At 30.9% G+C, this 21,458-nt stretch carries 15 protein-coding genes; 11 read left to right on the top strand and 4 right to left on the bottom strand.

Features of this window, described 5'->3' with window-relative positions; all coding sequences use genetic code 11:
* Positions 1–4 precede the first annotated feature (4 nt).
* The 6 genes from obgE to BFJ87_RS15755 all read left to right on the top strand — a co-directional run bounded on the left by obgE (position 5) and on the right by BFJ87_RS15755 (position 4,270).
* Positions 5–1,006, top strand: a complete 1,002-nt coding sequence (gene obgE / locus BFJ87_RS15770) for a GTPase ObgE (RefSeq protein WP_077406838.1) — start codon at positions 5–7, stop codon at positions 1,004–1,006.
* 101 nt (positions 1,007–1,107) lie between these two features.
* Positions 1,108–1,632, top strand: a complete 525-nt coding sequence (locus BFJ87_RS15765; protein WP_077406836.1) for a DUF4136 domain-containing protein — start codon at positions 1,108–1,110, stop codon at positions 1,630–1,632.
* Between the two features lie 189 nt (positions 1,633–1,821).
* A complete protein-coding gene (locus BFJ87_RS17110) occupies positions 1,822–1,956 on the top strand; it encodes a hypothetical protein (RefSeq protein WP_013621682.1) in 135 nt (44 codons plus the stop codon).
* Between the two features lie 191 nt (positions 1,957–2,147).
* Complete coding sequence (locus tag BFJ87_RS17105) at positions 2,148–2,282, top strand: hypothetical protein (protein WP_262487739.1); 135 nt, start codon at positions 2,148–2,150, stop codon at positions 2,280–2,282.
* A 153-nt stretch (positions 2,283–2,435) separates the two neighbouring features.
* Positions 2,436–3,524: a sensor histidine kinase gene (locus tag BFJ87_RS15760; RefSeq protein WP_077406832.1), complete on the top strand. Its 1,089-nt coding sequence runs from the start codon at positions 2,436–2,438 to the stop codon at positions 3,522–3,524.
* The gene (locus tag BFJ87_RS15755; RefSeq protein ID WP_077406829.1) at positions 3,521–4,270 is read left to right on the top strand and encodes a LytR/AlgR family response regulator transcription factor; all 750 of its coding nucleotides are present in this window, start codon (positions 3,521–3,523) and stop codon (positions 4,268–4,270) included. Before BFJ87_RS15760 ends, BFJ87_RS15755 begins: the two co-directional genes overlap by 4 nt.
* Before the next feature lie 187 nt (positions 4,271–4,457).
* Here the strand turns inward: BFJ87_RS15755 and cls are convergent, their stop codons facing one another.
* Complete coding sequence (cls, locus tag BFJ87_RS15750; RefSeq protein WP_077406826.1) at positions 4,458–5,915, bottom strand: cardiolipin synthase; 1,458 nt, start codon at positions 5,913–5,915, stop codon at positions 4,458–4,460.
* Between the two features lie 50 nt (positions 5,916–5,965).
* Complete coding sequence (locus BFJ87_RS15745; RefSeq protein WP_077406823.1) at positions 5,966–12,007, bottom strand: alpha-2-macroglobulin family protein; 6,042 nt, start codon at positions 12,005–12,007, stop codon at positions 5,966–5,968.
* Positions 12,008–12,259: 252 nt separating this feature from the next.
* Here BFJ87_RS15745 and BFJ87_RS15740 point away from each other — a divergent pair, with 252 nt between their 5' ends.
* A complete protein-coding gene (locus tag BFJ87_RS15740; protein WP_077407155.1) occupies positions 12,260–13,615 on the top strand; it encodes a UDP-N-acetylmuramate--L-alanine ligase in 1,356 nt (451 codons plus the stop codon).
* Positions 13,616–13,688: 73 nt separating this feature from the next.
* Positions 13,689–15,785 (top strand): hypothetical protein, encoded by a 2,097-nt coding sequence (locus BFJ87_RS15735; protein WP_077406821.1) that lies wholly within the window; start codon positions 13,689–13,691, stop codon positions 15,783–15,785.
* Positions 15,786–15,852: 67 nt separating this feature from the next.
* On the opposite strand, the gene BFJ87_RS15730 is transcribed toward BFJ87_RS15735, so the two are convergent.
* Both BFJ87_RS15730 and BFJ87_RS15725 read right to left on the bottom strand, forming a co-directional pair.
* A complete protein-coding gene (locus BFJ87_RS15730) occupies positions 15,853–18,348 on the bottom strand; it encodes an Hsp70 family protein (RefSeq protein ID WP_077406818.1) in 2,496 nt (831 codons plus the stop codon).
* A 6-nt stretch (positions 18,349–18,354) separates the two neighbouring features.
* Positions 18,355–18,648 (bottom strand): hypothetical protein, encoded by a 294-nt coding sequence (locus tag BFJ87_RS15725; protein WP_077406815.1) that lies wholly within the window; start codon positions 18,646–18,648, stop codon positions 18,355–18,357.
* 75 nt (positions 18,649–18,723) lie between these two features.
* Here BFJ87_RS15725 and radC point away from each other — a divergent pair, with 75 nt between their 5' ends.
* The 3 genes from radC to BFJ87_RS15710 are packed head-to-tail and all read left to right on the top strand — an operon-like array spanning position 18,724 to position 21,437.
* Complete coding sequence (gene radC, locus BFJ87_RS15720; RefSeq protein ID WP_077406812.1) at positions 18,724–19,422, top strand: RadC family protein; 699 nt, start codon at positions 18,724–18,726, stop codon at positions 19,420–19,422.
* A gap of 37 nt (positions 19,423–19,459) precedes the next feature.
* Positions 19,460–20,755: a polysaccharide deacetylase family protein gene (locus tag BFJ87_RS15715; RefSeq protein WP_077406809.1), complete on the top strand. Its 1,296-nt coding sequence runs from the start codon at positions 19,460–19,462 to the stop codon at positions 20,753–20,755.
* Positions 20,748–21,437 carry a YjjG family noncanonical pyrimidine nucleotidase gene (locus tag BFJ87_RS15710; RefSeq protein WP_077406806.1) on the top strand — a complete coding sequence of 230 codons (690 nt, stop codon included), beginning with the start codon at positions 20,748–20,750 and terminating at the stop codon, positions 21,435–21,437. The genes BFJ87_RS15715 and BFJ87_RS15710 overlap by 8 nt, the downstream gene beginning before the upstream one ends.
* Positions 21,438–21,458: the final 21 nt, after the last annotated feature.

The raw sequence follows: 21,458 nt of genomic DNA, 5'->3' as shown, positions 1-21,458 counted from the left end.
AACAATGACCGAAGGTAATTTTGTAGACTATGTAAAGATGACGGTTTCTTCTGGTAACGGAGGTAAAGGCTCTGTGCATTTGCATAGAGAAAAGTATATTACCAAAGGAGGTCCAGATGGTGGTGATGGTGGCCGTGGCGGTCATATTATTTTACGTGGCAATAAAAACTTATGGACCTTATTAAATTATAAGGTACAAAGGCATTTTAAAGCTGGGCACGGGGAACACGGTAGTAAAGGCCGTAGTACTGGTGCAGATGGTGAAGATGTGTTTATGGATGTGCCACTAGGTACAGTTGTTAGAGATACAGAAACTAACGAAATTGTACTAGAGGTTACAGAACACGGAGAAGAGGTTATACTACTAAAAGGTGGTTTAGGAGGCCGTGGTAACTGGCACTTTAAAAGCAGTACCAACCAAACACCAAGGTACGCACAACCTGGTTTACCTGGCGAAGAAATGCAAATTACCTTAGAGCTAAAAGTTTTGGCAGATGTAGGTTTAGTTGGTTTTCCTAATGCAGGTAAGTCTACATTGCTATCTGTGCTAACCTCTGCAAAACCAAAAATTGCAGATTATGAATTTACCACGCTAAAACCTAACTTAGGAATTGTAAAATACAGAGACTTTCAGAGTTTTGTAATGGCAGATATTCCTGGTATTATTGAAGGTGCCGCAGAAGGTAAAGGTCTTGGTCATTATTTTTTAAGACATATAGAACGTAATGCTACATTGTTATTTTTAATTCCGGCAGATAGTAAAGATATTGGAAAGGAATATAGAATACTGTTAGATGAACTTAAGAGGTACAACCCAGAGCTAATAGATAAAGAGCGCTTTGTTGTAATTTCTAAAAGTGATATGTTAGATGATGAGCTTATTGCTGAAATGAGTGCAGAATTAGACAAAGATTTAGACGGTGCTACTTATATGTTTATTTCTTCTGTTGCACAGCAAGGATTACAAGAGTTAAAAGATAAATTGTGGCAACAGCTAAACAATTAATAAGTTATATTTTAGGGTGTTATTAAATCTTTTTGATAACTTTAAAAGGCCATACGTCTTATTTGTACCGTATAATTAATAAGACTATTAATAATATACCAATGAAAAATTATATATCTCTACTGTTAATTATACTGCTAGTTTCTTGTAATGCTGTACGTGTAAATTATGATTATGATAAGGATTTAGATTTTACAGCATACACCACTTATGGTTTTTATATGGATATGAACACGGGTTTAAATGATTTAGACACCAAACGTTTATTAAATGCAGTAGAAGATGTAATGCGCACCAAAGGTTTTAAGTTGGCAGAAGAGCCAGAACTTTATATTAATATTACGGCACAAATATATAAAGGAGCACCAAACAACTCTGTTGGTGTTGGTTTAGGTGGTGGTGGCAACAATATTGGCGGTGGCTTATCTGTAGGTTTACCTATTGGAGGTGCACAATTAGAACGTCAAATTACTTTTGATTTTATAGATGTACAAAGAGATGCGCTTGTATGGCAAGCTGTAAGTACAAGTGGTTATAAAGAAAACCAAACTCCCGATGCTAAAGAGCTAAAACTATTAAAAATAGTAGAAAAAGCGCTAAGTAAATACCCTCCTAAGGTAAAATAACTATTAGTTTGTTTGTTGCAAACTAGGTAGTTATGTGCTGTAAATACAGCAATTTCAATTCAATTATTCAAAATTACCGTTCGCTAATCTTAAATTACCGTTTGTCATAAAACGGATTTTTTTAGGGATAAGCTGCTATACCTTTACATCATAATTAAACAACTAATAATAACCTTAAATTTTTGTATTATGAAAAATAGAATAGCAATCATCAAAAAAGCAGAACAAATTAAAGCCTTATTAATATGTAGCATTATAGCAATAGTGCCAGTATACCACGTAGGCTACAAATTAGGCGGTGCTATTGTACAGTTATTTGTATAATAAACCAAGGTGTTAGCGTGTATTACCGTTTAGGTTTTAAATACTACCGCTCATCATAAATTACCTAAAAAGACCTTTAAACTATTTTATTTTTGAATCATCAATCAAAAAACAAATCATCAATCAATCAACAACAGTTCATTAATAAATAGTTCATCAATCAAAATCATCATTTTTAAAAACTAACAGTTATGCAGAAACCAACAACCCAAACCCAAAAAGTAAATGCAATTGCTTACGGTATTTTAATCAGCACTTTTGCTCTTGTATTACTTTTTGGATTAGGTTACAACTTTGGTAAACTTCTGTACCATTTAGGATTTTAAAAAAACAACTAATCAACTATTAACCATCAATCTAAAAAAAAACATTATGATACTACTAGCAGAATTATTGATTGTCGTAATTTTAAACATTATCGCTTAAGCCAAAAAATAAATAGCTTTTATTAGCGTATTAATGTATTAGAATAAAATTTAATGAAACTTATAAATAACTGGAAATACTGGGTTTTTGCCCTAATAGGGTGGTTAATTTTAATATTATCTACACTTACTTTTGACAAAGTGTCTTACGGATTAGAATATGCAGACCAAAACGGATACTACGGTTATATAGGTTACTTAATAGCAGAGGGTATTGCTTGTGGCTTACTAGCGTATGCAATGTCTTTTATATTGCTGTATTATATAGAAAAACACATAACATTTGGTAATCTTAAAAAGAGAAATGTTGTTAGTTTGGTATTGCTTTTTATTGGAGTACAAATAGTTTACTCTTTAATTTTATGGCCAATGCTAGATGTGGTTCAGGATATTTCTAATTTCCAAACAGATAAAAACTTAACAGATACTATAAACTGGTTTATGCGTTTAACAAACATACCATTTTTCTCGGCTATGTTTGTGATATGGATTTTTATTGTATTGGTCATAAAAGCCTACGATTACAATAAAAATATTACGTTAAAGCAATTTAAGTTAGAAGGAAGTTTAAAGGAGTCTCAATTAAACTCCTTAAAAGGACAAATTAATCCTCACTTTATGTTTAATAGCTTAAACAATATTAGAGGTTTAATGTTAGAAGATGTTAGTAAGTCTAGAGAAATGCTAACTAAATTGTCTGAAATGCTTAGGTATTCTTTAATTAAAAATGATGTTAATTCTATAGCTTTGGAAGAAGAAGTGGATATGGTAGAAAACTATATTGCCTTATCTAAAATTCAGTTTGAAGATAGATTAGAATTTGTTAAAGAAGTAGACCCTAACTCACTTTCGGTATCTATACCACCAATGATTATACAATTGTTGGTAGAAAATGCAGCAAAACACGGTATTGCAAACTTAATTAAAGGTGGTACAATTACACTAATAACAAACAGAACTCCAGATTATTTACATATAATAGTGCGTAATACAGGTAAATTAAAAATAGCAAAAGGCTCTACACAGTTAGGACTTAAAAATATAAAACAACGTCTACGGTTGTTATACGGAAACTTGGCAGAGTTTTCTTTAGAAGAAGTAAATGATGAGGTAGTAGCAAATATAAAAATACCAATGGTATGAGTATGATTAAAGCAGTTATTGTAGAAGACTCTAGGTTAGCCAGAAATGAGCTAAAAGAATTGATAAAAAACCACGGCGATATTGAAATTGTTGGTGAAGCAGAGAATGTAGATGCAGGATACCAACTAATTAATGAAGCACAACCAGACTTGCTATTTTTGGATATAAATATGCCAGAAAAAGATGGGTTTGAGCTTTTAGAAATGTTGGACAATGTGCCTATAACAGTATTTACTACCGCTTTTGATGAATACGCCATAAAGTCTTTTGAGTATAATGCTTTAGATTATATTTTAAAACCTATTAATGCAAAACGTTTTGCAAAGGCTATAGAAAAAGTTAAAGTACAGTTAGAAGGCGCTACAGCAGAGAGTAAGGAGGAAAACGTTTCTACTGAGGCTAAAGAGAAGCTAACAGAAAGTAGTCAGATTTTTATAAAAGATGGCGACAAATGTTGGTTGGTAAAAATAGGAGATATTTCTTTATTTGAAATTGTAGGCAATTATACTCGTGTATATTTTAAAGGTGAAAAACCAATGCTTTACAAGTCCTTAAACCAAATAGAAGAGAAATTACCAGATCACAACTTTTTTAGAGTAAACAGACAGCAAATTATAAATGTAAATTATATAGCTAATGTTGTTCCTTGGTTTAATGGTAAGCTTAAACTAACTATGAACACAGGTGAAGAAGTTGAGGTGTCTAGAAGACAATCTTATATTTTTAAAGATAAAATGAGTATTTAAATAAAAGATGCTAAAAAGTAATAACTAAATTGTGGGGAAAAAAGCCACTACTTTTTATACATCTTTTTTAAAACTTACCATAAAGTAGGCTCTCATATTTAATAAATTAAAATTGTAAAAAAATTGAAGAATAAAGGTAAACAATATTTTTGATTTTTTATGTTATAAAAATCTAAAAAACAGTAGTTTACAGCATTGGAGATAGTAGTTTTGCAATTTTGTCTCCTAATTTAATATACCAAGGTCTATTTATCCATTTTTCTTTGTCTATTTGTTCTGCATCTAAAAGATCGTGATAAAAAATTTGGGTTAACTCAGTAGCTATTTCTTTATCATAAACAATAGCATTAACTTCAAAATTAAGTTCAAAGCTTCTAGTATCCATATTTGCTGTACCAATTATGGCTATTTTTTTATCTGTTACTATGGTTTTTGCGTGTACAAATCCTTTTTTATAACGATACACTTCTACACCAGCATTTAATATTTCTCTGTAGTATGCTCTAGATGCGGCGTTAACTAAAAGGGTGTCTGACTCAAAGGGTACAAGGAGTTTTACTGTTAAGCCACTCATAGCGGCAATGTTTAATGCATCTAATAAACTTTCTCCAGGAATAAAGTAAGGTGTTGTAATTAAAATTTCTTCTTCGGCTAAATATATAGCTTGTAAAATAGAGTACAGTATTGTGGGAGAGTTAGAATCTGGACCGCTAGCAGCAATTTGTACCAGTTTTGTGTCTGTGTATGTAAATGAATTAAATGGTACATACATTTCTTTTTTTAAGATGTGGTTTTGGTTAGAGCAAGAGTTCCAATCAGACAAAAATATGTATTGTAAATAAGTTACTGCCGGACCTTCTAATTTTAAATGTGTATCTCTCCAAAAAACGGCGTCTGTGGTATTGTTTTTATTAACATAATTATCACTAACATTTATGCCCCCTACAAAACCAACCTTACCATCTATAACAATAATTTTTCTGTGGTTACGGTAATTTAGACTATTGGCAAATGCAATTAATTTTATTTTGTAAAAAGGTACGGCTTCTATGCCAGCTTCTCTTAATCTGTTACTTAATGTTTTTCTAATTTCAGAGCTACCATAATCATCATAAATAAATCTAATTTTTACACCTTCATTAGCTTTTTTAATAAGTAACTTTTCTAACGTATTTCCAATTTTATCATCTCTAAAAATATAATACTCAATATGGATATGATGTTTCGCTTTTTCAATGGCTTTTATAACCTCTGGAAATTTATTTTCACCATTTATTAAAAGCTTTACTGTATTGTTATTAGTAAGTGGACTGGCGGTGTCTTTAAGTAATAAATTAACCAACTCCGCTCTACTTTTAGCGGGTTCATTGCCATTTTCTAATACTTCTTTGGAATGAGCTATTATTTCTTTTTCTAAAACTTTTTTTTGTTTTGTATCTAACAAAAATTTATTAGCATACATTTTATGTTTTCTATAGTTTATGCCAAATGAAAAATAAATTATAATACCCAAAAAAGGCAAAAACACTGCGCTTAATAAATAAGCAAGTGTTTTTGTTGTGCCTCTAGTATCGTAAATGATACGCAGACAAGTAAATAGTAATAAGGGCACGTATAGTATTTCTAACAGCAGTATCCAGTTCATAAAAAACAGTTTATCTTGTTAAGATAAGCAATACATTTGTTTAACGGCTACTATTTGTTAACAGAAACTCGCACACCCTCACTATGGCTACTAAATTCTGGTGCATACATACTTTGTATTGTTGTAATACCATTGCTAAAATCACCAGCATTATTTACACGTAAATTATACTCAAATACATAAACCCCTTTTGGTAAATAATCAAAAAAGAAATTTGTACTTGCATCCTTTGTACTTTCATAATATCCTAAACCGTCTTGCCATTTGTATCTAGATATTACATTTAAAGGCTCTAGTCCAGAGGCTCTCATATCTTTCATATGTACAAATTCCATTGGTCTATCTGCTCTAAGTTCTATGCGTACTTTAACCAAATCACCTACTACTAATTTTGTGTTTTTAGTAATTTCTGATAGTTGCTCACCAGTATTTGTGTTCTTTTTTAAGAATAATTTTTTAGATAATTTAAGTGGCGTTTCTGCAGATGTAATTTTGTCTAAATCTTCAAAATACTGCCAGTACATAGCACCCCAAGCAATACCATTGCCTTTTTTGGTAATTTGTACGTCTGCCATTTTAGGTTCTATTTCTTTAGCGCTCCAAGCTGTTTTATAATAACCAGTACCAGCCTCTACTTTAACATCTTCTAATTTACTAGCATCTATTTTTTTATTTCCCACCAAAACATCTACAGCATCTGTAACAGAAAGCCAATCGCTGCCTTGTAAAAGCAATGCGTAAACAGCTTCTGTGGTAGCTTTTGTGGTTTTCCATTGGTTGGTTTGCTTATTTTTTAGCAACCAAATTTTTAGATTATCTATTGTTTCTGTATCGTTTTCTACTTCAGCAAAAGCTTCAATTAACAACGACTGAGTTTCAATTGGTGCTTGGTACCAATACCAAGAGTTGGTATTTTCTTTCCAATACATTCCTAATTCATCAGAAGTTATGCTGTTTTGCTTTAGAGACTTTAAAATCTTTTTAGCAGTAACATCTTCATCCATTCTATATAAACTTAAAGCAAGTAAACCTTTGTTGTATAAACTACGTTTGTTCCAATATTTTTTAGCTTGTCCTCTGTAATATTCAGTAACCTCTTTTGTTTTTTTAGATGCTTTAACATCCGGATAAAAACTACGCATATACAAGTAATGAAGCTGCATATTACTTAAATGATCACTTTTTAAGTTAGAGCTATGCTTTTTCATATACTCATACTCACTTACAAATTCTTGATCTAAGTAAGCAATCGCTTTTTTAATCATTTTATCTACATCTTTATCAGTATTATTTAATGCTTTTAGGGTGTTTAAATGTCCAAAACCAGTAATAATATGCTGTGTGATATATCTACTTTCTTTACCTCCATTAAACCAAGCCCAACCACCATTATTGGTTTGGTTATTTGCTAATTTACGCACAACTGCAGCTTGCTCACTTTTCATTTTATTTAAATTAAAAAGTAATGCAATACGTTTTTTCTGTTCCGTCTCAGACTGTGCGTCTCTTAGCCAAGGTGTTTCTTGTATTAAAAGCGATTTTAATTCCTGGTTCTTTTCTAAATTACTTAACAAAGCATCAGAATTTGCCCATTGTTTAATAACCTCTTGTATTCTTGGGGTGCTATTTGCAATATGGCTAGCTAATGTATTTGCATAATATCTAGAGAATAGCTGCTCATTACACTCGTGCGGATACTCCATTAAATACGGTAAAGCTTGTACAGCATACCAAGCAGGATTAGATGTTATTTCTAAACTTAATTTATGGTTTGTTAAAGTAGTAGACGTGTTGTTTTTTAATTTATCTAAGCTGAATTTTTTAGTTTGATTACTTTTTACCCACATTGGTAAAGTTTCTGTTACCAACATTCTATCGGTAAGTACCGGAAGTAAGTTTTGCTCACCATCACTAAAATTACCTGCTTTGGCCACAACCGTATATTGTACAGCCTGAAGATTTTTAGGAATTTCTATAGTCCATGAAACCTGAGTGTTGCCTTTTGCATCTACAGAGAAATTATTTTTTGTAGTAGATGTAATTAATGTAGCTGTAATATCTTTACCTGTAACAGCATCTTTAAGCTCTAAAGTGGCTGCGCCAGATAAATTTTTGTCTGTTATATTGGCAATTTTAGCACTAAAAATAAGCTTGTCTCCTTCACGTAAAAAACGTGGGGCATTTGGCATAACCATTAGCTCTTTTTGTGTTACTGTTTGCAATGTTGTTACAGCACTTTCTAAACTTTTGGTATGTGCTAATAACTGTAATTTCCATTTTGTTAATGCTTCTGGTGTTGTGAAATTAAATGAAACATTACCCTCTTTATCTGTTTGTAAATGAGGAAAAAAGAATGCTGTTTCTTGTAAGTTTTTTCTAATCTTAACTTCTTCTTTTTTAGAAGGAACAGATGCAGGAGCAGTACTATCTTTTTTAGATTCTGCAGGACTACTCATAGCATCATCTAAAGCACCAGAATCACTTTCCTCTACAACAACTATTTCTTCATTATCATCTGCAACCATTTCCATAGCAACAGGTGAGGCAGATTTTCTCATTACAGATAAAGACCTACGATTGTAATAAGAGTTACCTATATACAACCCATACCAATTAAAAGCGTCATAATTTTGACCTTGGTATATATACTCATAGAATTCATTATTATAGACTGTAAACGAATCTTCAGAAAAACTTTTGTAAGCACTACTTCTTATGTTATTAGAGTGGTTTTTATGGTGTATTGGGTAAAAATACCAACTGTGGCTTCTAAATTCATCCAAGGAAGCATCATACATACTTGCTAATATTTCTGCAGCAACTTTATCTCCTTTAGAGCCTTTAATTTTAAATTTCCAAGTTTCATCTGTACCAGGTTGTATTTTATCTCTAAAAGTTACTGTTTCTATTTCTAATGATGTACTTGGGTGTGGAACATTAATATATACTTTATCATTTTTAAAAGAATTGTAAGCCGTAAAAGTGTAGTTAATAGACAAGCCACCTATATCTTCTTTAGTAATTGGTATTTTTATTGTTTTAGAACTGTTACTAAGTGTTATTATTTTTGTTTCAATAGGTTTGTTATTTCTATCTATATACAAAGTAACATTTAAAGGTGTTGCTGCAGATAACAGTTTAACTTCTACATTATCTCCAACGCTGTAACTATTTTTGTCGATTTTTATATCAAAAAGTTCGTTGTCTGCTGTAGTTTTATCTGTATTGCTAAATAAACTTGTTATTGCCTTGTCTGTAACAGTTTGTCCAAATTTATCTTTAGCTTCTAGCTCAATAATATACTTACCAGATTCCCATTTTTTAATAGTAGGCAAATTAATTACAGAAGATTTTTCAGTATCAAAAGTAGTGCTCCATAATAGTGGCCCCTTGTCCCAATCTCTTGGTTGCTGCTTTTTGTATATTTCGTTAGGGAAGTTTGTGCTAAACGTAGTTTCATCTATTTTGTAATCTGGAGCAGACCAAGGTCTACTGCGTTTTACATTTTTAGGTGCTTGTAATTTGTATATTTTTAATGACCCTTTTGCGGCAGTAAACTGTCCGTTTAAGTTAGCAGTATTAACATATAATACGCTGTCTTTTTTAGTTTTATCTATTTGCGAGCTTACATTTATAGTGGCATTTAAACTATGGTAACCAACATTAACTACAGTTGTTGTACTTTTTGTTTCGCCATTAATATCTGTAACATCTGCAGTAATTTCATAATTAAAAATAGGAGAGTTATCTTTATTTACACTTTTTTCTGGTATAGCCTTAAATGTTATTTGGTAGTTTCCATTAGCATCTGTTTTAGTTTCCCCGTGTTTAATTTCTTGTGGTGTGCTATTATAGTAGGGCACTCTCCAATAATACCAGTTAGGATATCTAACCAACCTTTTTACGGTGTAAACAACTTTAGCATCAGTAATTGTGCTACCAGCAAAAGCATTGGCTGTACCGTTTACCGTTACCATATCATTAACCTTGTAGATCTCTGTAACAGGTTTAAATGTTGTTGTGAATTTAGGTCGTTTGTATTCTTCTACAGAAAAATAACTGGTGTTATTTATTTTGTTACTAGTAGAAATTGCTTCTATAGTAAAATTACCTGTTAAGCCATTGCTTGGTAATATAAATTCACCGCTAAAAGAGCCGTATTTATTTGTAGTTAATTCTAAAGATTTTACAGCTTGGTAGTTTACATCTTTTAAGGTTACTTTAAACGTAATGTTTTCTAATACATCAGATTTATTGTTTTTCTGCTGTACTGCTATCCCTTTAAAATAAACAGGTTGTCCTGGTCTATAAATACTACGGTCTGTAAATAAAAAGGCATTATTATAGTCTGCAGTGCTATTTCTGTTAGATTTAGTGTATACATTATACGTACCAAATGTAGCGTAATCATCATTACTACTAACCTTTAGTTTTATATTACGCCATCTTTCTTTAGTTTTATTAATGGTAACTATGCCTAAACTATTGGTTTTAAATTTAGCGTGTTGCACAGGATCATCATATGTTTTGTGGTACTCAAACTTAACACTTGCATTAGCAATAGGCTTACCATTTGCTCTGTTTACTACCTGAAAATAATCTGCTGTATCTGTAGTGCTGTTTACAACAGCCAAGTCTGTAACTTGTATGGTGCTATATCCGTATGTTTTTGTTAATTTAGAAGGCTGTGCAAGTATAAGTAGTTGACCTACATTTAGGTTTGGTATAATAACTTCAGTAGAATGATTTTGGTAATCTTTTTCGTTTTTTAATTTAGATTTCCAAGTTTTTACGCTTTTAAGTTTTTTTATATACTGTAGCTTTTTATCATTTTCATAAATGGTATCTATGGTACGTAATTGCTTGTTAGAAACGGTATATGCTGTAAAATTTAAATCGTCTACATTCTTATAATTAACCAGTACTTTAGATGGTTTGTTGGTTGGTAAGTAGCTTTCTGTAGTTATGCTTAACTGGCTCCTTTTTATTGATGTAATTAGGTCGGCACACATTTTTGCAGCCCTACTTTTAGGAAATTTTGCTATTACAGTTTCACAAACTTTAATAGCATCATTTTTTTTCCATTTGTTTTCTTGCTCTACGCTATTTGGTTGGTATGCATCTCCTAGGTTGTTGTAGTAAGTAGCAATATAGTAATTGTATAAACCAGAAACGGCATTGCTTTTAAATACGTTAACCATTTTTTTTAAGGTAGATAAGTAGTATTTATCTTTCTCTAAAAAAACAGCATTTGCGAATACAAAATTTAAACGTTCTAAATCTACTTCAGCAAAAGCCTCTGGTGAAGCATCGTTTTTATGAAAATCTAATAAATTTTGATATACTTTTAAGGCTCTAGCTTTTAATGATGTTTTATCGTCTTGGTTAATAGGTAAGCTAATAAAATCTGTACCACTACAAAGCATATTTTGGTCATCAATCTCAAACTTATCAGCAGGTCTTGTAATGCTACTTTCATCTGTTTTATAAAACTCTAATGCAGTATGAGATAAAAGGTCAAACAAGGTAGGCCTGTATATTTCAGAATCTTTTCTGTTGTTTAATAACAAGTCAAATTCAGTTACTTTTATGTTTTGTATTGTGCTACTATTTTCTAATGATGCCTTAAAATGTGTGTCAATTTCATAAAATAAAGTAGTTAAGTCCCAAGTTCTAAAATCTACACTATCTACTTTAGCTTCAGTTGTAGTTCTATTGTAAAATCTATATCTATTTTGTTTAAAATATTGTAAATATAAATTAGCTAAATAACTGTGTAAAACGTTTTTTGTTGGAGAATCACTTTTAGCAATTTCAGATTTAAAATTATTTATAATAGACAACACAGCATCTTCTTCTAATACCATTGCATATTTAGAAATGTACAACAGGGCCTTTACTTTTTGTGGCGAGTTGCCTTCTTTTTCTGCCTTAGCAGCAATTGCCTGCACTGTTTCTAGGGCAGATTTGGTCATAGAGGAGCTCTCGTGCTTTTCTACGGTTTTCCAAAGTGCGTTAAAACTGTTGTTTTCTTGTGCCATTGCTATGTTTGCAAATAAAATTAGAACTATAATAGAAGTTAAGTTTTTCATTACTTGTATGTTATCTTGTTAAGATTTTAAATCTAAATTACCATTAAATGTACTAACAAAATTGAGCTTTATAGCACACTTGTGCAATTAAGAATGCGTTAACTTACCTTTTTAGTGAGTAAACTCCTCTATGTAAGGCAAAAGTAATGCCATAAAAATTTTTTTACATCCCAATTTTCCGTGTAATAGTGAGTAGTGTTTATTTTTTTTAAACCTATTTGTATTGTTATCTTTACGGCAATAATTTTACGTATGAAAATTCATTTTATAGCCATTGGTGGAAGTGCAATGCACAATTTGGCATTAGCCTTAGAACATAAAGGATACACAATTACAGGTAGTGACGATGTTATTTTTGAACCTTCTAAAAGTAGGTTAGAAGCTAAAGGTTTACTACCCAATTCTTTTGGTTGGTTTGCAGATAAAATTACTGCAGACTTAGACGCAGTTATTTTAGGTATGCACGCAAAGGCAGACAACCCGGAGCTTTTAAAAGCTAAGGAACTTGGACTAACCATTTATTCTTATCCCGAGTTTTTATACGAGCAAAGTAAAAATAAAACAAGAGTTGTTATTGGTGGTAGTCACGGTAAAACAACAATTACATCTATGATTTTGCACGTGCTTAATTACCACGGCAGAGAAGTAGATTATATGGTTGGTGCACAATTAGATGGTTTTGATAGAATGGTGCATTTAACAGAAGAAAACGACTTTATAATTTTAGAGGGAGATGAGTACTTGTCTTCTCCTATAGATAGGCGACCAAAGTTTCATTTATACAAGCCCAATATTGCTTTGTTAAGCGGAATTGCGTGGGACCATATTAACGTTTTTCCTACGTTAGAAAATTATGTAGAGCAGTTTAAAATTTTTGTAGATAGCATTGTTAAAGGTGGAAGCATCACTTTTAATGAAGAAGATGCTACTGTTGTAGATGTTGTAGAAGCATCTGAAAATCCAATACGCAAGTTAGGCTATTCTACCCCAGATTATACTATTGAAGATGGTGTAACCTTATTAGAAACCCCAGAAGGTCCAATGCCAATAGAAGTTTTTGGGAAACACAACCTAAGTAATTTAGCTGGGGCAAAATGGATTTGCCAAAATATAGGAATAGATGAGGACGATTTTTACGAGGCAATAGCAACGTTTAAAGGAGCTTCTAAAAGGCTAGAGAAAATTGCAGAAAGTAAAAGTTGTGTTGCTTATAAAGATTTTGCGCACTCGCCAAGTAAAGTGGCTGCCACTACAAAAGCTGTAAAAGAGCAATATGCAAACAGAAAATTAATTGCCTTTTTAGAGTTACATACCTATAGTAGTTTTAACCCAGAGTTTTTAAAAGAATATAAAGGAGCATTAAATGCAGCAGATGTAGCAGTTGTATTTTATATTCCAGAATCTGTAGCCATTAAAAAATTAGATCCGGTTAGTCCACAACAAATAAAAGATGCTTTTAAAAGAGATGATCTACAAATTTTAACAAATGCAGCTGCTTTTAAAGATCTTGTTTATGCCCAAGATTATAGCAATTCTGTTGTTTTGTTTATGAGCTCTGGTAACTATGGTGGTTTAGATTTAAATGATTTTAAGACACTTATAAAGTAGTATTTTTTTCTTTTTTAGGTAAATACATCATAAAGTTTAGATTTTTTCGTTAAAATAATATCTAAACTTGCTTATGTATATTTCACCTGTAGACCTTTTAGGATTATCTCTAGACGAACTTATGAACTTGGATAACCGAGGAATTATTAGACTAGAAAAAACACTTAAAGTACAAAGACTACAAACTGGTGCAAATGCCTACAATCCAGAGCAAGTTAGTAGTATTGTAAAACAGTTATCTAACGATGAGCAAAAAAAATCTGTTTATTTTATAGAAAAGCACAGATACTTAAAAGAGTTTATTACCACAGGAAAAGATAATGGAGAAAAAACATTTATTGTAGATGCTGTTTTATTAGCTAATACCCCAAACATAAAAGAGTTTTTAGAACCTTATTTTGAAGCTTATTTTATGAAGATGGTAAAAAAGGATTTTGCTGCAAAAAAATACGATACCATTATTAAGGCAATGCAGCACAAAGAACTTTTTACAGATAATTTATTAAGCATTTACTATAGATATATTAAAGCACAGGCGGATATTATTACAGAAAAGGTAAAAATATCTGCTAATGGAGATTTAATAAGTAGGTGTCCAGAGATAGCTTATAAAACATATATTTACCTATTAAATACAGTTTCTTTAGGTGTAATTACAAAGTCTAAAACAGACTATGTAAATGCCATGATAGATTATTATAACATTACAAAAAATATTTATGGAGAGTTCCCAAGTGTACAGCGGGCATTTCGGAATTTTAAATTAATAGAGGTAGCTAGCCAAGAAACCAAAGATTATTATGTAAAAATAGCTAACCACGTAGGAAGCCAACATTGGGTATCACAAACAAAATATTCTACTAGTAAAGAAGCTCAAAAAAGCAAAGGATCATCATCTTCGGGTGTAAAAACTATTGCAATAGTTATAGGAATTGTTATTTTTTTGGTTAGAGTGGGACGCATTTTTACATCCTCATCATCATCATCATCATCAAATTACTCTACATACAGTTCTCCTAATTATAAAATTCCTACGTTAGAGTTTTCTTATGAGGATGATAAAACAGCATTTTACTCAGATTTAATACATAAAGCAGAAAATGATAGTTTAGATATAAATAACAAAATAATTATAAAATCTGGAACTACACCGTACTCAGCTTCTTTTAAGAGTAATGAAGGTCTAAGGTCTGGCGATTTTATTAAAGTACTAAATAAAAGGACTAGACCTTTTATTCTTTTTGAGCATTTTAAAGTTATAAAACCGGATTATGCGGCTTATACAAGACCTAATGACTCTTTTAAAATAATGAATAAAAATTACTTAGAAGAATTGGTTTTTTATATGGGTGATGATTTTGTGGGTAACGAAAGTTTAAATCGAGAAACCTATGGATCATCTACAAAATTAAGTGCTAGTAAAAAGTACTTTAAAAGTGTAAATGAAAAAGAACTAAGCTTTTTAAAAAATAAATACGTGATAGATAGCTTAGGCGCAGACCCAAATATTGTTGTTTATGATGATAATATTGTTTTTACAGATATATACTACCACACAGTGCCACATAAAATTTTGCCTCCTGAGGTTGAAGAGTTAGAAGTAGTTGAGGAAACTGTTATAGGTGGACCAAGAAATAGATATACTAACCCAAGTACTAGTGTTTGGGAAAAAGATAAATCTATATTTTTTAAAAATATGTTTAAAAATGCTGAAGGCAACCGTAATGTACGTTTGTTAAATTTTGATACAGGAGATAATCCTTATCCAGATTTATTTAAGGGTATATATAATAGTACTTTAAATGGTTATGAGGTAACAGTAAATAATAAGAGCGATGAAGATATGTTTTTGTTTACATCAAATTTTGGTTTACAAAGGGATCAGGCTACATTTATAAAAAGTGATGATTCTGTTGTTATAAACCTACATGATGAGGGTGATACACTTTATTTTTATATGGGCCAAGACTTTTATAAAGTAAGCGGAAGTTATAATACAGAAGATTTACAAGAGCCAAGAGGGTATTTTAAAACTTCATCTAAAACAGCTAAAAAATATTTTAATAAGAATTTTTTAATTGAAGAATTGGGCTTAAAACCACAAATTAACATTAGTATATTTGGTGTAGATTTTGTAGATATAAAGTATAAAGAAGGTAGTATTAAATAAGCCTTTACTAATACAGGAATAAAAAAAGCGGTTAAGAGTTTTACTTAACCGCTTTTTTATTTATGTATTAGCTTAATCCTGTTTTGTCTTGGTTGTTAAATGATGTTTTTGGTTTGTCATCTGGTAACATACTAGCAAGTTGGTACACTACTTGTTTAACAACTTTATATTGTTTGTTTTCTAAAGCTTTATCACCTTCTGCAATTAGTATATTCGCTTTTTGCTGGTCTGGATAATTATCTAATGTTTTATAATGAAAAAATGGACCAATAAAATTAGAATCATCTGCTGTAAAAATTGCATTTCTAATAACTCTTAGCTCTTCAATTTTAGAACGTATTAGGTACTTATTTCCAGAGTTTATAAATGTTTTTTCATTAGCTATAACTTTGTTTAATTCTGCCATATAATATTCACTGCCAGATTCTGTCAACACTTGTTTAACAGCTAAAACATTGTTTTTGTATTCTTCTATGTCATTATCTAATTCTTTATGCCTAGTAAGCAAATCATATTTTTGTATTAAGCTTCTTTTTTGGTTGTCTATTTTAAATTTAGCATCTGTAACATCATTATCTACCAATAAACTTAATTCTATTTGTAGCTCAATTAATGCATGTTCTATGTTTTTAAATTTTTGCAAAAGCTCATAGTTTTCTGCATTTTCAGGTTTTGCAATTTCTCTTTCAATTTTTTGGATAACAACTCTAATTTCATTTTCCATTTTAGAATTGCTGATGTACCTTTCTGTGGGCTTAAAAGAATTGCTAAATTCTTGGTCACAACTTGTTAAAAATATATCTACATCAATATCTCTAGATTCAGATACAGAAATGTTTAATTCTATATCTGTACCCTTAATTAAATCTTGTTCTAGTTCTTTTCCTGTAATTTCTATATAACCTATAGATAGTCCAGAACTAGGTAGTCCATTGCCATCTCCTTCTACAATATTTATTTGTAGTTTGTCATCACTATCTTTTAAAATAGTTTTAGAAGCCGATTTGTATATCGTTTTTTTTAGAGGAAGAACACTATTTTTGTTAAAAATAGCTTCTAGTCTAGTCACATTATATTGTATGTCATCTATTTCTAAACAAATGTCGTTAGGTAATAATTGGCCCTGTATATTGTATTTACCCTGGTTTATGTGGATGTCATTATTGGTGTAAACAACATCTTGGTTACTGTTGTAAATTTTAAGACTAAAGCTATTTACTTGTCCTTCTAATAAATCTACAAATACATTAACATTATTTTGTAAGGTAACAAGTCCAGTATCAAATCCACCATCTTTTCTTATAACTCTGTAAAATCCTTGTAAAGAGGAATTTAATTTAAAAGCTAAAAGCTCTTCTGTATCTTTTGTGTTTTTTTCAAAAATTAAATTTACCAAAGGTTGTGTACTAGTACTAACTTCCGTTTGGTTGGTAGTAGGTGGTTTTATATCCTCTGGTTTTAATGCCGAAATTTTAGAGCCTGCATAATATGCAGCGCCAATACCTACGGCAGCAGTAGGATCTACGCTGGTATCTATTGTAATATTTAAGTTTTTTTCTACTTGTTCTCTAACATAGGGTATAAGTGTGCTGCCACCTACCATAATAATTTTTTCTATATCTGTACTTATAAGGTTATTATTATTCAGTATTTTTTTGCAAAAATTAATAGTGTGTTCTACTAATGGGGTAAGTAAGTTGTTAAAACTATCTCTGGTAACCTCTATGCTGGTATAAATGTCTTTTTCTGGGTAATCTATATCTATTTCTGTGGTTTCAAACCTAGAGAGTTCTTTTTTTGCTTCTTCTGCTCTAAATAAAAGTTCAAAATATAGTTTTTGTAAAGGGTTATTAGGTTCTTTAAATTTATCCCAAAGTTTAGTTTCATTTAAAATGGGCTCTAATTTTGGAACAAGAAGTTTTTCAATAATTAGGTTGTCTATATCCATACCTCCTAAAAAATTATCTCCTTCATTATCCAAAACGTTCATTTCTCTCTCGTTAATCTCTAACAAGGCAACATCAAAAGTACCACCGCCAAAATCGTAAATAAGCCATTTTTTTGTTTCGTTTAGCTCTAAATTATTTTTATTGGCAAATGCTAAACTAGCAGCAATAGGTTCTTGCAGTAAATATACATTTTTAAAACCAGCCTCTTGGCCAGCAGTTTTTGTTGCGTTAGATTGTATAGTGTCAAAAGAAGAAGGTATTGTAATAACTGCCTCATGCAACTCCTCCCCAGTGTGTATAAAATTTTTGAGTTCTTTTAATACATAAGCACTAAGCTCTATAGGAGAAACATCTTTGTTTATACTTTTTGCAAAATAACGGTCTGTAGTACCCATTTTTCTTTTAAAACAAGTAAAAACATTTAAAGGGTCTTTTTCTAATAAATCTCTAGCTTTATCTCCAACTAAAATTCTACTACCCCTAAAGGCAACAGCAGATGCAAGGGTTTGTTTTTGACCAATAGGGTTTTTAAAAACCTCTAATACTCCATTTTCATATTTAGCAATTAAACTATTTGTTGTGCCTAAGTCTATTCCAAAGTTTATTGTCTTCATACTTGTTTATTCTACTATTGCTACCCCTTTTTGTATTATTATTAGTTGGTCATTCTCTTTTTTGTAAATAATAGGTTTTAACACCTTCGTAATTTTAGATTCAGGACCTATATTATTCATTAAGGTAGCATCAATATCTGTTCTGGATTCTGAAAATTTTTCTCCTAACGGATTTTTTATAAAAAAACCTTGCTCTTCAATATCATGAAATAAACGTTTTAGGTTTCTGTCAAATAACGTAATGTTATTTTTTATACTCTTTTGTTCAATTTCATAAAGCTGATTCAGAATTTCTTTCATTGTAATGTCTTATTTATAAAAGTAACGTTTTAATACACAAATACGTATGTTACTAAAGATTATTATCTTTAACAAATGCAAAACCAACCACAATCCTTTTCTATTAAGAATTGGTCTAACGATGATAAACCCAGAGAAAAATTAGCGCAAAAAGGAAAATCTGTTTTGTCTGATGCAGAACTTATTGCCATACTAATAGGATCTGGAAGTAGAGATGAAAGCGCTGTAGAATTATCTAAAAGAATACTTGGCTCTGTAAATAATAATTTAAACGACCTTGGTAAACTATCAATAAACCAGCTTATGCAGTTTAAAGGTATAGGAGAAGCTAAAGCAATTACCATAACCGCTGCTCTAGAAATAGGAAGACGCAGAAGAGGAGAAGAAGCTAAAAAGATAGAAAAAATAGGCAGTAGTAAAGATGTTTTTAATTTACTGCAACCTATTTTAGGGGAGTTGCCCCATGAAGAATTTTGGATTATTTACCTTAACAACTCCAATAAGGTAATACACCAAGCGCAACTAAGTAAAGGAGGTATTACTGGTACTTTGGTAGACGTTAGGTTGGTGCTTAAGCAAGCTTTAGAAATTGGTGCAATTGGCTTAATTTTAGCGCATAATCATCCGTCTGGTGGGTTAAAGCCAAGTACCGCAGATAAGCAAATAACAGAAAAATTAAAAAATGCAGCAGCTGCTTTAGATATGAAAGTTTTAGACCATATTATAATTACTCAAAGAGAATACTTTAGCTTTGCAGATGATAATTTATTGTAAAAAATAATCTAAAAAATATAAATCGCTAAAATCCATAATGTTACTAATCTACACACATAAAATAACGCCACGTTTCACATATATAATGAAACATCTATTTGGTAAAATTCTGGGTATAGAGGTTACACTAACTACAAAGGTAGAAGATTTTATAAAGCATTCTGGAGCAAAAATAACCTATAGTAAACAACCATTACAAAATGAGTTTTTTATACGTAGTAATGATTTACTTTACCAACAGGGTATAACAGATTTAGAAATTAATATTGGAGATTGGGATGGTACACCTTGTTTTTTTGCAACAGGAGAGCGTAGTAATATTCCGTTTGATGTTTTTGCCGCAAGTTTTTATTTAATTACTAGGTACGAGGAGTATTTGCCACACGTAAAAGACGAGCACGGTAGGTATCCTGTAAAAGATAGCATGGCGTATAAACATAGTTTTTTAGACAAGCCTGTGGTAGATATTTGGATGTACAAGGTATTAGATGCTTTGCTTAAGCAATTTCCAGATTTAGAACATAAAAAACGAACTTACCAATACACATCTATAATAGATGTAACCACGTCTCATTGTTTTGCTCATAGAGGTGTTATGCGTAGCTTGGGTGGTTTGTTGTTAGATGTTTTTACCTTAAAAATTAAACGTGTTTTTCAGAGAGTATCTGTATGGTTTAATCCTAAAAAAGATCCCTACAATAATTTTGATTACCTTATAAATTTGCACAAAGCAAACAAAGTAAAAAGTATGTTCTTTTTTCAGTTTGCAGATTATTCTACTTTCGATAAAAACGTGTCTACAACAAACAATAAGTTTAAATATCTAATTAAATCTGTAGCAGATTATAGTGTTGTGTCCCTAGCAGCATCATATAATTCTTTTTCTAACCTAGAAATTTTAAAAGAAGAAAAACGCAAATTAGCAGCGGTAATTAACAGACCAATTAAGTATGTGCGTTTTAGGTACAATAGGGTAGAAGTGCCTGCAACTTACAAAGCTTTGGTTGAAGCAGATTTTAGAGAAGATTTTACAATGGGTTATACACATTGTATTGGTTTTAGAGCTGGTACTTGTTCTCCGTTTTCATTTTATGATATACATTTGGAGTCCCAACAACCTATAAAAATTCATCCGTTTGCAGTACACAATTACTCACTAATAACTTTAAAGAACGAAAAAGCAATATTTGAAAAATTAGATGCCTTATATCTTCAATTGCATAAAGTTAATGGTAAATTAGTTACCATATTTTCTAATGAGTTATTAGGAGGTACACAGCGCTTTAATTGGATGAATATTTACGAAACAATACTAAAAAAATACAATGTATAAAGAAATAGTTACAGATGTTTTTTTTGACTTAGACCATACCTTATGGGATTTTGAAAAAAACTCTGCTCTAACGTTTACCAAAATATTAGAAGATAATAAAATTGGTGTAAAAGTTAAAGATTTTTTAGCTGCATACGTGCCAATTAATCATCAATATTGGAAGTTATTTAGAGAAGAAAAAATATCCAAGGAAGATTTGCGTTTTCAGCGTTTACAAACCACTTTTAATACAATAAATTATAAAGCAACAGATGCAGAAATTAATTTACTTGCAGCAGAGTATATTAATCATTTGTCTTTGTACAACCACTTATTTCCTTATGCTGTTGAAATTTTACAGCATCTAAAACCAAATTATAAACTACACATTATTACAAATGGTTTTCAGGAAGTTCAAAATAAAAAAATTAGAAACGCTAAGTTACATACCTTTTTTGATGTTATAATAGACTCAGAAATGGCAGGTGTAAAAAAACCAGATCCTTATATTTTTAAACTGGCACTGCAAAAAGCGAATGTATCAGCAGAACAATCTTTAATGATTGGAGATAGCTTAGAAGCAGATATATTAGGAGCCCAATCTGTTGGTTTCCATGCACTCCATTTTAATACTCATCAAGAACCAATTCATAATCATTGTAGTATAATTAACTCTTTAGATGAAATAAAAAACTATTTATAGAGTTATTAAATTACAAATATT

The organism is Cellulophaga omnivescoria (genome assembly GCF_001999725.1).
Taxonomy (GTDB): Bacteria; Bacteroidota; Bacteroidia; order Flavobacteriales; family Flavobacteriaceae; genus Cellulophaga; species Cellulophaga omnivescoria.
The sequence above is the reverse complement of the archived record's forward strand: the minus strand, read 5'-3'. Positions and strand labels throughout refer to the sequence as shown.